Annotated in this window: 13 protein-coding genes; 4 read left to right on the forward strand and 9 right to left on the reverse strand. The window is 41.5% G+C overall.

Features of this window, described 5'->3' with window-relative positions:
• Window positions 1-4 precede the first annotated feature (4 nt).
• The 3 genes from tldD to Xvie_RS04385 are packed head-to-tail and all read left to right on the forward strand — an operon-like array spanning window position 5 to window position 2,579.
• A complete protein-coding gene (gene tldD, locus Xvie_RS04375; RefSeq protein WP_086108141.1) occupies window positions 5-1,450 on the forward strand; it encodes a metalloprotease TldD in 1,446 nt (481 codons plus the stop codon).
• Between the two features lie 42 nt (window positions 1,451-1,492).
• Window positions 1,493-2,296, forward strand: a complete 804-nt coding sequence (locus Xvie_RS25110; RefSeq protein WP_086108142.1) for a ribonuclease domain-containing protein — start codon at window positions 1,493-1,495, stop codon at window positions 2,294-2,296.
• Window positions 2,297-2,309: 13 nt separating this feature from the next.
• Complete coding sequence (locus tag Xvie_RS04385) at window positions 2,310-2,579, forward strand: barstar family protein (protein ID WP_086108143.1); 270 nt, start codon at window positions 2,310-2,312, stop codon at window positions 2,577-2,579.
• Window positions 2,580-2,926: 347 nt separating this feature from the next.
• On the opposite strand, the gene Xvie_RS04390 is transcribed toward Xvie_RS04385, so the two are convergent.
• Entirely contained in the window at window positions 2,927-3,880 is a 954-nt protein-coding gene (locus Xvie_RS04390; protein WP_086108144.1) for a D-2-hydroxyacid dehydrogenase family protein, read from the reverse strand.
• A gap of 214 nt (window positions 3,881-4,094) precedes the next feature.
• Window positions 4,095-4,631 carry a ribosome biogenesis factor YjgA gene (gene yjgA / locus Xvie_RS04395; protein WP_086108145.1) on the reverse strand — a complete coding sequence of 179 codons (537 nt, stop codon included), beginning with the start codon at window positions 4,629-4,631 and terminating at the stop codon, window positions 4,095-4,097.
• A 199-nt stretch (window positions 4,632-4,830) separates the two neighbouring features.
• On the opposite strand from yjgA, the gene pmbA reads away from it, so the two are divergent.
• A complete protein-coding gene (gene pmbA, locus Xvie_RS04400; RefSeq protein WP_086108146.1) occupies window positions 4,831-6,174 on the forward strand; it encodes a metalloprotease PmbA in 1,344 nt (447 codons plus the stop codon).
• 50 nt (window positions 6,175-6,224) lie between these two features.
• On the opposite strand, the gene rnk is transcribed toward pmbA, so the two are convergent.
• The 7 genes from rnk to ptsN all read right to left on the reverse strand — a co-directional run bounded on the left by rnk (window position 6,225) and on the right by ptsN (window position 12,365).
• Window positions 6,225-6,635: a nucleoside diphosphate kinase regulator gene (gene rnk, locus Xvie_RS04405; protein ID WP_086108147.1), complete on the reverse strand. Its 411-nt coding sequence runs from the start codon at window positions 6,633-6,635 to the stop codon at window positions 6,225-6,227.
• A 205-nt stretch (window positions 6,636-6,840) separates the two neighbouring features.
• On the reverse strand, window positions 6,841-8,073 hold the full coding sequence (gene alr, locus Xvie_RS04410; protein WP_086108148.1) for an alanine racemase: 1,233 nt from the start codon (window positions 8,071-8,073) through the stop codon (window positions 6,841-6,843).
• Window positions 8,074-8,339: 266 nt separating this feature from the next.
• Window positions 8,340-9,638: an LLM class flavin-dependent oxidoreductase gene (locus tag Xvie_RS04415; RefSeq protein ID WP_086108149.1), complete on the reverse strand. Its 1,299-nt coding sequence runs from the start codon at window positions 9,636-9,638 to the stop codon at window positions 8,340-8,342.
• Between the two features lie 30 nt (window positions 9,639-9,668).
• On the reverse strand, window positions 9,669-10,505 hold the full coding sequence (locus tag Xvie_RS04420; RefSeq protein WP_139838806.1) for an adenylate/guanylate cyclase domain-containing protein: 837 nt from the start codon (window positions 10,503-10,505) through the stop codon (window positions 9,669-9,671).
• Window positions 10,506-10,662: 157 nt separating this feature from the next.
• Complete coding sequence (gene npr, locus Xvie_RS04425) at window positions 10,663-10,935, reverse strand: PTS phosphocarrier protein NPr (RefSeq protein WP_086108151.1); 273 nt, start codon at window positions 10,933-10,935, stop codon at window positions 10,663-10,665.
• A 71-nt stretch (window positions 10,936-11,006) separates the two neighbouring features.
• Entirely contained in the window at window positions 11,007-11,858 is an 852-nt protein-coding gene (rapZ, locus tag Xvie_RS04430) for an RNase adapter RapZ (protein WP_086108152.1), read from the reverse strand.
• A gap of 39 nt (window positions 11,859-11,897) precedes the next feature.
• On the reverse strand, window positions 11,898-12,365 hold the full coding sequence (gene ptsN / locus Xvie_RS04435) for a PTS IIA-like nitrogen regulatory protein PtsN (protein ID WP_086108153.1): 468 nt from the start codon (window positions 12,363-12,365) through the stop codon (window positions 11,898-11,900).
• Window positions 12,366-12,415 lie beyond the last annotated feature (50 nt).

Consider the following 12,415-nt stretch of genomic DNA (forward strand, 5'->3'; position numbering starts at 1 on the left):
TAATATGAGTTTAACTTATGTCAGTGAATATTTACTGGCGGCTAATAATTTGAATCATCAAGACTTATTTTCTGTATTGGGTCAATTGTCGGAACGCCGTCTGGACTACGCCGATCTCTATTTCCAATCCAGCTATCATGAAGCATGGGTATTGGAAGACAGCATCATCAAAGATGGTTCTTATAATATTGATCAGGGTGTGGGAGTTCGCGCGATCAGTGGAGAGAAAACGGGTTTTGCTTACGCAGATCAAATAACAATGAATGCGTTACAGCAAAGCGCTCAGGCTGCGCGCAGCATTGTACGGGAAGCTGGTAATGGAATTTCGCATACGTTAGGTGCAGTGACACATAAAGCACTTTATCCAGCAATTAATCCTTTGCAGAGCATGAGCCGGGAAGAAAAAATTGCCTTGTTGCACCGAGTTGATCAAATTGCACGAGCGGAAGATCCCAGGGTTCAGGAAGTAAACGCCAGCTTAACAGGCGTTTATGAGCAGGTACTGATTGCCGCAACAGATGGTACATTGGCAGCAGATATCCGTCCATTGGTGCGTCTTTCTGTAAGTGTATTGGTAGAAGAGGATGGTAAGCGTGAACATGGTAGCAGTGGTGGCGGGGCTCGTTATGGTTACGAATACTTCCTGCGCACTGAAGATGGTCAGATTCTGGCAGAGCAGTTTGCTCGTGAAGCTGTTCGTATGGCACTGATCAACTTGTCAGCTGTTGCTGCACCTGCGGGTACAATGCCAGTTGTACTGGGAGCCGGATGGCCGGGCGTTCTGTTGCATGAAGCGGTAGGGCATGGTCTGGAAGGGGACTTCAATCGTCGTGGTACTTCTGTTTTTTCTGGTCAGATTGGACAAAAAGTGGCTTCGGAATTGTGTACTGTGGTCGATGACGGCACGATTGAAGGACGCCGTGGTTCACTGGCTATTGATGATGAAGGTGTTCCGGGACAATACAATGTACTGATTGAAAATGGCATTTTGAAAGGCTACATGCAGGATAAACTCAATGCCCGCTTGATGGGTGTGGCTCCGACGGGTAACGGTCGTCGTGAATCTTATGCGCATTTGCCGATGCCACGTATGACCAATACTTATATGTTAGCAGGGAGCTTTACATCAAGTGAAATAATCGCTAGTGTTGATAGTGGCATATATGCACCAAATTTTGGTGGTGGGCAGGTGGATATCACGTCGGGTAAATTTGTTTTTTCAACATCTGAGGCTTACTTAATCGAAAACGGCAAAATCACCAAGCCAGTAAAAGGTGCGACCTTGATTGGTTCTGGTATTGAAGCCATGCAGCAAATTTCAATGGTAGGAAATGATCTGGCTCTCGACAAAGGTGTAGGTGTCTGTGGTAAAGAGGGACAAAGTGTACCAGTTGGGGTTGGGCAACCAACCTTGAAGTTAGACAACCTGACTGTAGGTGGGACGGCCTGATGATTTTTTAAGCAATAGAGTTAGTTATAGCTGGAGGTTATCATGAAGAAGAGCATCTCGGTTTCAGTAGTATCGGTTTTGGTTGTATTATTGGTTTTGGTTGTAGTGTATGTTGCCTTTAAGGGATTTACTTCAAAAAATGCCATAAAAACAGGTAGCAGTAGCATAAGTACACTGAATACAGCTGGCAAAAGTACAAGTAGCACAGGTACAAGTGGTACAGGTACAAGTAGCGCAGGTACAAATAGCGTAGGCGTCGATATAACAAAGCAAGGTACAGCTTCTTCAACTCCTTCAGATAAGCCTTCGCAACAAGGTACAGTTCCTTTAACTAAGCCATCGCAAGGTACTGTTCCTTTAGCTAAGCCTCCGCAACAAGGTACAGTTCCTTTAACTAAGCCATCGCAAAGTACTGTTCCTTTAGCTAAGCCTTCGCAACAAGGTACAGTTCCTTTAACTAAGCCATCGCAAGGCACTGTTCCTTTAGCTAAGCCTTCTGAACTAATTGAGTCTCGGACGAAACACCTTCTTGTGGCGTCCTCCATCCATAAAAATCACAAATTACCAGACTATTACATTACGAAAAAACAGGCTCGTCGCCTTGGTTGGCGTTCTAGTAAAGGCAATTTATGTGACGTAGCGCCAGGTAAGGCAATTGGCGGTGATCGGTACGCTGACCGTGAGCATAAATTGCCGAAAAAGTTTGGTCGTAAATGGTTTGAAGCAGATGTGAATTATCATTGTGGTCACAGAGGTAAAGCCAGATTGATCTATTCTAATGATGGCCTTATTTATCTAACGCTCGATCACTATAAAACTTTTACCCAAATTAAAAGTTTTCTCTAACTGGAGTAATGACATGAAAAAGGTGGAATTTGACTTTGACCAAATCCCTGATCTGGATACTTTCTATGATAAATTCAAAGTGCATTTCGAGCTTGAGGATGATTTTGGTGCCAACTTGGATGCACTGTGGGATACCGTAACTGGGTACATTCAGTTACCGGTTGAAATTAATTTTATCCACTTAACACCACAAAAACGAGCGCTCTTTACGGATTTGATATCGTTGTTTGAAGAAGCTAAAGAAGAGCTGGAAGGGGAGTTACAATTTAATGTATTCGATTGAACTTTCCTCTATGTTGAGACTCCCCGTTTAAAAAAACGGGGAGTCTCTTTTGTGGAAAATCATTAAATACTCCACATGAGTTTGTTATTATTACTTTCAAGGCAATTTCCTTCCATTGATGTATACCCTAGTCTATTTTGACCTTCCTGATCTCTTTGGTAATAAAGATATTGATTATAATTAAAATAGTTAATAATAAATTCTTTTTAAGAATATAAATGATTAGTATCAAATATAGGTTTTTATGGAGATCCACCTGCATAGCAGATGGATTTTCGGATTTATAGATCTCATTTTTATTGGTTTTGAAAAACTAAACTAAAGTCTATTTGGCATATAAAAAATTTCTATTTATTAACTACATGGCTTTTATCACCAGAAAAATATTTCTCAATATTTTTGAATGCGCTTTCTAAATAAATGTTATAACAGCTTTTAGTAACATAGCCGATATGTGGGCTACAAAGTACGTTATTTCGTTTTAATAAAGAGTGATTAGGATTCCAGATAGGTTCAATATCAAAAACGTCTAGTGCAGCAAAGCCGGGTGTTCCTAAATCGAGAGCTTTTTCTAGTGCACCTGTTTCTATCAAACCGGAACGAGCTGTATTCACTAAGACTGCTGTAGATTTCATTCTGCTTAAATCAGAAAACGTGATACCTCCTGTGGTTTCCTTGACTAATCGTTGGTGCAGAGTGATGACATCTGAAGTCTGGAAAAATTCTTCACGAGAGTTTGGAACGATTAATCCTTCTTGGTGAGCTTGTTCTTGGGCACGGTTTGAACCCCAGATCTGTACTTTCATATTAAATGATTGTGCGTATTTGGCAACAAGTTGACCTATCTTGCCATAACCGACTATTCCAAGTGTTTTTCCCGCTACGGTGTCGCCAAATTCAGTTTGCCAGTGGCCTTTTTTCATCATTTCTACAGAAGACACAAACCGACGTATAGAACTTTGAATTAACAGCCATGTTAATTCTGCTGCGGCAACAGGAGTACCAACACCTTCAACAACGGCAATGCCCCGCTGTTTGCATAATTCCAGATCGATATTATAAGCAACTTTTCCTGTCTGGCTGATGAGTTTTAAGTTAGGGGTTTTAGACAAGAATTTCTCATCAATGGAGGTTCTTTCTCGAATCAATATTAGAGCATCAGCCTTGGACAATAGTTCTTCTGCCTTGGGTTCCCGATCTAGGGCGCCGAGACAAACTACCTCAAAGTCATTGTTCTGATATAAGGCCTGAATTTGTTTTGTAGCATGTTGATAATCATCAGGAATAACAATTAACGGCATTTGAGATATCCTTTAGATAAATTCTTAATGATGTAGGGAAACAGGATGAAAATAATTAAAGAAAATTAGGTTACCTTAATTTTTGTTACCAATCCGTAACATTTGATTCAAAGTGTTAACTTAATCCAGTTAAGTTAATGAAAGGAAAGGGAAGGAAAGAGAAGGAATAGGGGAAATTACCGCCAATTCTTAACGAAATGGCGGTGAGGGAATGCTAAGCTGATTCCGATAGTTCTTTCAAATATTGGAAAATTTGGCGGTAGGATTTAGGTGGCTTATTCGCTGCCTTCTCTTTTTTAGCATTACGAATCAACGAGCGAAGTTGCTGGCGATCAGTATGTGGATACAGTGCTACGACTTCTTCAAGAGCATCATCGCATTCAACCAGTTTGTCACGCAGTTCTTCCAGTTTATGTAAAATAACGACTTGCTGGTTGTGACGGTTTTTCAGTTTATCCAACGCAATGGTAATTGGTTCAGGATCGCGGGCACGCAACAATTTACCAATTAACTGCAATTGACGACGGCGTCCTTCACGTCTGATTTTCTGTGCCAGCTTAATGGCTGCCAGCAGATCTTCATCCAGAGGGATTCGTTCCAACTGGTTGTTACTGAGTTCAACCAGTTCAGCTCCCAATTTTTTCAGTATTTCAGCATCCCGCTTGATTTCACTTTTACTGACCCAGATTATCTCTTCTTCTTCCTCTTCAGCAGGATAATTGTCGAGCCAATCTTCAGGCTGCTTTGCCATAATCGTTTTCCTTCTAAAAAGGCCGGATAAAGGTGTGTTTTGGAACATGACCTATCGTCCGGGGGGTGTTAACATCCTAATATTGTGTATTGTAACTGGGAAAATTGCCTGATTACCACTCGGCATTCGTGTCATGAACCGAAATAAGGCATTTCTCCTGACAAATTCTCTTTTTAATTCATTGGATTATGGTTAATTAATGATAGTTACCAATCAACAAATCGCAGAGCAACGTAAGGCGCTGGAAGATGCGGTTGCCCATGCTCTGGAATTAGCGAAAGCAGGTTGTGATGCTGCGGAAGTCGCGGTTAATAAAACCACGGGAATTAGCGTCAGTACCCGTTTCAGTGAAGTCGAAAATGTTGAGTTTAACAGCGATGGCGCACTGGGGATCACCGTTTATCACCAACAGCGCAAGGGAAGCGCTTCCTCAACGGATCTCAGCCCTGAGGCTATTGCCCGCACTGTACAGGCCGCCATTGATATTGCTCGTTATACCTCTCCTGATCCTTATGCTGGCCCGGCGGATAAAGAGTTATTGGTATTTGAAGCACCTGAACTGGATCTTTTCCATCCCGCTGATTTGGATGCAGATAAAGCCATTGAGTTGGCTGCCCGTGCTGAACAAGTGTCGTTGCAGGCAGATGAACGTATTACCAATACTGAAGGTGGAAGTTTCAACAGCCATTATGGTATTCGGGTATTTGGTAATAGTCATGGCATGCTGCAAAGCTATTGCTCAAGCCGTCATTCTATGTCGAGCTGTGTGATTGCTGAGCAGGATGGCAATATGGAACGCGATTATGCCTATACCGTGAGTCGCCATTTTGACGATTTGAAATCACCTGAATGGGTTGGACAAGAATGTGCTCGTCGTACGCTTTCCCGTCTGGGTGCGCGTAAGTTATCAACGATGAAAGCACCTGTTATCTTTTCTGCGGAAGTGGCCACGGGGTTGTTCGGGCATTTGGTTGGCGCGATCAGTGGTAGCAGTATTTATCGTAAGTCTTCTTTCTTGTTGGATAGTCTGGGCAAACAAATTTTGCCTTCATGGCTGACGATTAAAGAGCAGCCTCATTTACTGCGTGGGTTGGCCTCAACACCATTTGACAGTGAAGGTGTGCGTACAACCCCACGTGATATTATTAAAGATGGTGTTTTACAGACTTGGTTGCTGACTTCCTATTCTGCCCGTAAGTTGGGAATGGTGAACACGGGTCATGCAGGCGGAATTCACAATTGGCACATTGCAGGTCAAGGTCTGGATTTTGCTGGTTTGTTGCGTGAAATGGGGACTGGCTTGATCGTCACTGAGCTGATGGGGCAGGGAGTTAGCGCGATTACTGGTGATTATTCTCGTGGTGCATCCGGTTTTTGGGTTGAGAATGGCGAAATCCAATATCCGGTTAGTGAGATCACCATTGCAGGCAATTTGAAAGATATGTGGGCAAATATGGTGACAGTTGGCAATGATATCGAAACACGTAGCAATATTCAGTGTGGTTCGGTATTGCTGCCGGAAATGAGTATCGCCGGTCAATAGGGATACTCAATCAACAGCAGCCAGTTCGGTACGACTGAGCTGGCTGGAAATCAGCGGTGGTATTCACCCGCGGCTTCTGGCTGATAAAGTATTTCTAATACTTTTATGCGGGTTTTTTCTCCATTTGGCAATTTCCATGTTATTTCATCATTCACCCGCAGACCCAGAAGAGCGGCACCCAAGGGAGCCATGACTGACAAATGTTTGGTGCTGTCTTGCAAGGAAGCAGGGTAGACCAGTGTACGAACACGCTCTTCATTGCTGCCCAGATCAATAAATCGAATTTCACTGTTCATTGTGACAACATTGGCTGGGATATCTACTGGAGCCACTATTTCGGCTCTATCCAACTCTTCGTTCAAAGCATCCGCAATACTGGTATTAGCAAATGCAGGTTGTTCCAACAGAGAATCTAAACGTTCAGCATCTAGTTCATTGATAATGATTTTAGGTTTTTTCATACCACACTCCAAATTAGACTCAATACAAAATAACACCCCGCATCGCAAGGAGGGGGGTGTTATTTTCAAAGTGATTAAAATGATATTAGGCTGTTCTGGCGTGAAAATAAAGAGATCATGATCACGAACTGTTTTGTGTTGTTAATGAAATAAGGTTCATTAACACTGGTTAGAAGAAATAACCAGATATCATTGGGGCTGCTGATTAGAGTCCTGTAACAGCAATTTTGGGGTTGGTTTCTCCCCAAATGGAAGATAATTCAACAACGTGCATATCGCTCCATTTCTGGACATCAGACTGAGTAATTTCGTCGTTGCCTTGTTTACCGAAAATCACAACTTCATCGCCAGCCTTTACATCAGGCAGGTCGGTAATATCGACCATTACGGTGTTCATGGAAACGCTGCCGACAACTGGTGCACGGTGACCGTTGATCAGGACGTAGGCTTTATTTGACATGGCAGAGCTGAAGCCATCAGAGAAACCAACTGGCAAATTAGCGAGTTTGGAATCACGCTTCAGAATAAAAGTGTTGTCATAGCCGATACCATTACCTTTAGGGTATGATTTAACGGAAGCAACGCGAGTTTTCACTTGAATTAATGGCTTGAATTCTGGGTGGCTGGTGGTCAGAACACCGTACAGCGCACTACCCACGCGTGCCATGTCGAATTGTGCTTCTGGGATGCTCATTGATGCAAAAGAGCTTGATGCGTGCAGAGTGATTTCATCTCTTTTCAGATCTGCTGTTTTGATCAACCAAGAAGTTTGTTCTTTGAAGTTCTTAATACTGTCACGGATTGTATCCAAATCGGTGAATGCATGGTGGCTCATCATGCCGACCAATTTCAGGTTAGGTAACTGAGTGATTTCCAGGGCTTCTTGTTTGCCCTGCCCAGTTTTCATTTCTAACCCATTGCGGCTCATGAGACCTGTGTTCAGCATCAGATGGACGCGAATTTCTTTACCGTGCTTTTTGGCCAGGGCATCAATGGCTTTAGCGTGATTCAGATCACCGATCATCTCTTCCATATCATAGCCCAGAGTGCTTTCGATTTCAGTCACATGAGCCGTACGGACACGCATCAGTTGTCCTTTAAAGCCGCTTTCACGTACGATGCGGGCTTCTTCATTACTGGTGATTCCTACGCAAGGTACGTCAGTTTTAATGATAGATGGCATTAGCAGGCCGATACCATGACCATAAGCATCACCTTTCAGAATCGCACACATTTTGGTGTTTTTATTAAGTTTTTTTTGCAGTGTGTGGATATTGTTTTCGAAAGTCGTGGTATTAATTTCAACCCAAGAATTGTTGTGGGCAGCAACATGTTCTGCTTGAGTATTGTCTAAAGAAAGAATTGGTGCTGCTTGAGCTGCTCCTTGGCATAGGGTCAGGCCAAGAATGACAGCTAGTGCGGTCTTATTAAAATTCATGAAGTAAGTCTCCAGATTCGGATCTGTTTATATAAAAAGTTGTATGTAAATACCCCTTAATGATAAATATTTTTCAAATAATTTCATATGGTTAAGTGTTGGTGGGGGAATTTTAATTATAATGGTGAGACTATTTGTAAATAGATTTTATGATAAACTAAATTTATTGGTTAAGGTGTTAATGATCTTCTGTCGCTGATTGTTGACTGAGGAAAGAATGAAAGAAATACAGAGCGATATTTGGGCAGGAGAGCAGTTATAAAAGGTTAATGGCACGTAACATCGAAGCGTTCTCTGAGTGTCTGTTCTGTATAGTCAAAGCGAAAGAGATTTTTTTGTTGTAATAAAGGGATAACGTGTTCGATCATTATTTGAAGAGCCTCAGGAAACACATCAAAATCTAAATTAAACCCATCTGCGGCATGTGCCAAAAACCATTTTTCCATATCATCAGCAATCATCTCCGGGGTTCCTAACAACATTCGGTGCATTCCCAGATTTTGTAAAATAAGCTGATAAACAGTTAGGTTTTTAGTACGAGCCAAATTGACTATTTCGGATAAGAAACCTTTGGAAACAATATCCTTAGATGTTTTTTCGATGAGTCTATAAGGTAATGGTTCATGTAATTTAAGATCATCAGGTTCTAATCCCAGTTGCCGGGATAACATGATGATATCTTCATTCACATCTCTTAACTCGTCCATCTTTGCTTTTCGTTCCTGAGCCTCAGCAAGAGTTGAACCAATGATCGGGTATAAGCCTGGCAATATTTTCAGTGAATTTTCACTGCGATTTTTTGCAACAACTTTTGCTTTCAGGCGTTGATAAAAAAGTTTTGCTCCTTCAAAAGATGTTTGTGCAGTAAATACAACATCCGCAAACTTTGCTGCTAGGTTCAGTCCCGCTTCCGATGAGCCAGACTGTACCAATAACGGTTTACCTTGTGGACTGCGAGGGATATTTAATGGCCCTGCAACAGTGTAGTATTGTCCACGATGGTCAATGCTGTTCACTTGTGTGGGATCGGCGAATATGCCGCTTACTGCATCTGCGACGAGTGCATTTTTTCCCCAACTTTCCCATAGTTTTGTAGCGACTTGAATGAACTCTTCTGCTCGCGCATAGCGTTCAGATGAACTAGGTAATGGCATTTGCCCAAAGTTTTTTGCAGCGGCGGGATTATAGGTAGTAACGGCATTCCAACCTATCCGACCGTGACTCAAGTGATCCAGCGTTAAAAGTTGTCGGGCTAAAATAAATGGATCGCTAAAGGTGGTAGAGGCAGTACAAATAAACCCTAGGTGTTTTGTTACTGAGAGAATTGATGATGACACTATTAATGGATCTAACATTTGTGAAGGGCCATGGGCATGACCATGTAATGATAATGAATCTGAAAAAAACAGTGCGTCAAATTTTCCGAGTTCTGCTAATTTTGCAACTTCTTGATAGAAAAGGGGGTTTATGAATGTGCGGGTATCATTATGAGTTCTCCATCCTGCCGGATGCTGACCGACTCCGACGATATGGCAATTTAGATGCATCATTCTTTTATTAAACATAACGATTCTTCATTTTTTTTAGAACGGATGTCAATATACTTCATTAAGTTTTAATATTTCTTGGATATCTTTTGATAAGCCAATCGCATTTTCTCCGTGACTTAATTTTGCAGCTTCCCAAACACATTGCCCTATAACTTTAGGGTGGTATCCATTTAGCTGTATTACTTTGATAATGGTTTCCCCATAAGCAATACCTACGCCAATTTTTAAAGGAGGTAAGTTATACCGTTGCCATAAAATATCATTAACATGTTTAATCGTATTATTAATGCATTTTTTAGCCGCTCTATAAGCCTTATTTATTACATTAATTCGGTTTTTAGGTTCAACATTAAATAAAATTAATACTCCGTCTCCAAGTAGCTCTGTAGCTTGTCCACCTTCTTGTGCTGCTGTATAAACAATTGCGGGGATTAATGCTGATGTCTCATAGAAAACTCTCTGTAATCCACTCTCTATCATAGGGGATTCAGGAGAATGTTGAAAATGAGAACTGGAATTTCTCATGTCTGCCATAAATACAACAAATTCACCAACCTCAGGTTTGTTATTTTCTAAAACTGGATATCCTGGTATGAAAGTTTTGATCAGTGTTTTTTCTAATGCAAACGTTGAAGTAAAGGAATTTTTATTATTGTAATGGGAATGCAATAATTCCGTGGTATTAATATTATTATCGGCATGTTGATGAATATCACCACACATGGTTTTTAAAGTGTTAATTTTATTTCTACATTTATTTAATTCATTCTGGACTTGTTGCCATTCTTTTTCTGCATTGTCTAGAGTTAAGTTAATGTACTCTATTAACTTATTGTTAATATGATATTTTTGGATCATGGCATTATTTTTTATGTTTTCCACGTAAATCAAAATCAATATAAGTCAGATAGTACATTATGTAAATAAGTAAATAATATACTTTGTTTGTATTTTTTCACAAAGTATACGACTAATTAGATCTCCTGAATCATTTCTGATGAATGCTGTTTTCTCAATGGAGGTGAAAAAAGAAAAGATTTTATTCTTCGTCAAAACCGGAATTGAATAACTTAACAATAGCTGCCAGTGCTTGATGTTCATCTGGCCCACTGACTTCAACATCAATATAGCTGCCTTGTTCAGAATCCAGCATCAGCATGGCAATGACACTATGGGCTTCTGCTTGGACATTATTGCTGTTGCGCAAAATAACCTGCGATTGAAACTGTAACACAAGGTCATGCAGTTTCATCGCAGGTCGGGCATGCATTCCAAGCCGATTTTTAATTTCAAGCCGTTGTTTGACTGTCATGCTTCACTTTGTCAGTTGCTATTGTTGGTTACTATTGTTGGTTGCTATGGATTATACGATTTCTAATTGTATTATTTACGTTTTTCCAGTGTACGATGACGTGACTGCACGTTTTTGCCACGAGAGCGGAAATAATCTGCCAACTGCTCTGCAACATAGACTGAGCGGTGTTTACCACCTGTGCAACCAATAGCGACAGTCAGATAGCTACGATTATTGGTTTCCAGCATGGGTAACCAGAGTTCAAGATAGCTACGAGTCTGGTAAATGAAGTTATGAACTTCGGTATGGCGATCCAAAAACGCTGCTACAGGACGATCCAAACCCGTCATTGGGCGCAGTTTCGGGTCCCAGTGAGGGTTTGGCAGGAAACGCACATCGAAAACATAATCTGCGTCAATCGGGATGCCATGTTTGAAGCCAAAAGACTCAAATACCATTGTTAATTCACGTTCCCGTTTGCCTAGTAAACGTGTCCTGAGCATTTCTGCCAGTTCATGAACGGACATTTCAGATGTGTCGATGATTAAGTCGGCGCGTGAACGCAGGGGTTCAAGCAAATCACTTTCTTGATCAATTGCACTTTCCAGTGACAGGTTTTTGCTGGAGAGTGGATGCAAACGGCGAGTATCACTGTATCTACGGATCAGGGTATTGCGATCTGCATCAAGAAACAGTAGCTGTGGTGAAAAATTGTCAGGTAATTGCGTCAGCGCTTCTTCAAAAACTTCCGGCGATTCCGGCATATTTCTGACATCAATGCTAATCGCCGCCGAAATATCACGTTCAGCCAGTGTTTTTGCCAGCTCTGGCAGCAACACAACCGGTAGGTTATCCACGCAATAGAAGCCCATGTCTTCCAGTGCACGCAGAGCAACGGATTTCCCTGAACCTGAACGACCACTGACTATCATCAGCACCATGAGGTGGCTCTCCTAAATGTTTACAATTGTAATCGCTATTTATCCAGTAATGATTTTATATAACTCTTCATCACTCAGTGCTGAGCGCAGACGACGGCAGAGATTTTTATCTGCAAAACGTTTTGCAATCAATGATAGTGAATGTAAATGAGTTTGGCACTGATTTGATGGCACCAATAAAGCAAATAGTAAGTCAACAGGTTGATTATCGATGGCATCAAATGTAATGGGTTGTTCCAGACGCAAAAATACTCCGACCGCATTATTCGAACACTTTTCATCTACTTTGCCATGCGGAATTGCAATCCCATTGCCGATTCCTGTTTTGCCTACTTTTTCGCGGGAAAGAATAGCCTCGAATACTATGTATTCCGGTACCTTAAGCTCCTTTGATGCTAGCTCACTGATAATCTCTAAGGCGCGCTTTTTACTCGAACAAGGTACATTATTGCGTGTGCATGTGGGTGAAAGCACTGATCTTAGTGGTAAATCTGTTTCGTTGTTCATTTCTGTATTCACTTAGGGCCTTGTTATGCCAGATGCCTGATTAGGCACCT

This window comes from Xenorhabdus vietnamensis, from assembly GCF_002127535.1.
Classification (GTDB): Bacteria; Pseudomonadota; Gammaproteobacteria; order Enterobacterales; family Enterobacteriaceae; genus Xenorhabdus; species Xenorhabdus vietnamensis.

Excerpts from the sequence above, each read along its gene's own strand:
- Xvie_RS04415 (WP_086108149.1), bottom strand. The coding sequence starts at position 9,638 with ATGTTTAATAAAAGAATGATGCATCTAAATTGCCATATCGTCGGAGTC.
- alr (WP_086108148.1), bottom strand. The coding sequence starts at position 8,073 with ATGAATTTTAATAAGACCGCACTAGCTGTCATTCTTGGCCTGACCCTA.
- Xvie_RS04390 (WP_086108144.1), bottom strand. The coding sequence starts at position 3,880 with ATGCCGTTAATTGTTATTCCTGATGATTATCAACATGCTACAAAACAA.
- rapZ (WP_086108152.1), bottom strand. The coding sequence starts at position 11,858 with ATGGTGCTGATGATAGTCAGTGGTCGTTCAGGTTCAGGGAAATCCGTT.
- yjgA (WP_086108145.1), bottom strand. The coding sequence starts at position 4,631 with ATGGCAAAGCAGCCTGAAGATTGGCTCGACAATTATCCTGCTGAAGAG.
- npr (WP_086108151.1), bottom strand. The coding sequence starts at position 10,935 with ATGACAGTCAAACAACGGCTTGAAATTAAAAATCGGCTTGGAATGCAT.
- Xvie_RS25110 (WP_086108142.1), top strand. The coding sequence starts at position 1,493 with ATGAAGAAGAGCATCTCGGTTTCAGTAGTATCGGTTTTGGTTGTATTA.
- tldD (WP_086108141.1), top strand. The coding sequence starts at position 5 with ATGAGTTTAACTTATGTCAGTGAATATTTACTGGCGGCTAATAATTTG.
- rnk (WP_086108147.1), bottom strand. The coding sequence starts at position 6,635 with ATGAAAAAACCTAAAATCATTATCAATGAACTAGATGCTGAACGTTTA.
- Xvie_RS04385 (WP_086108143.1), top strand. The coding sequence starts at position 2,310 with ATGAAAAAGGTGGAATTTGACTTTGACCAAATCCCTGATCTGGATACT.
- pmbA (WP_086108146.1), top strand. The coding sequence starts at position 4,831 with ATGATAGTTACCAATCAACAAATCGCAGAGCAACGTAAGGCGCTGGAA.
- ptsN (WP_086108153.1), bottom strand. The coding sequence starts at position 12,365 with ATGAACAACGAAACAGATTTACCACTAAGATCAGTGCTTTCACCCACA.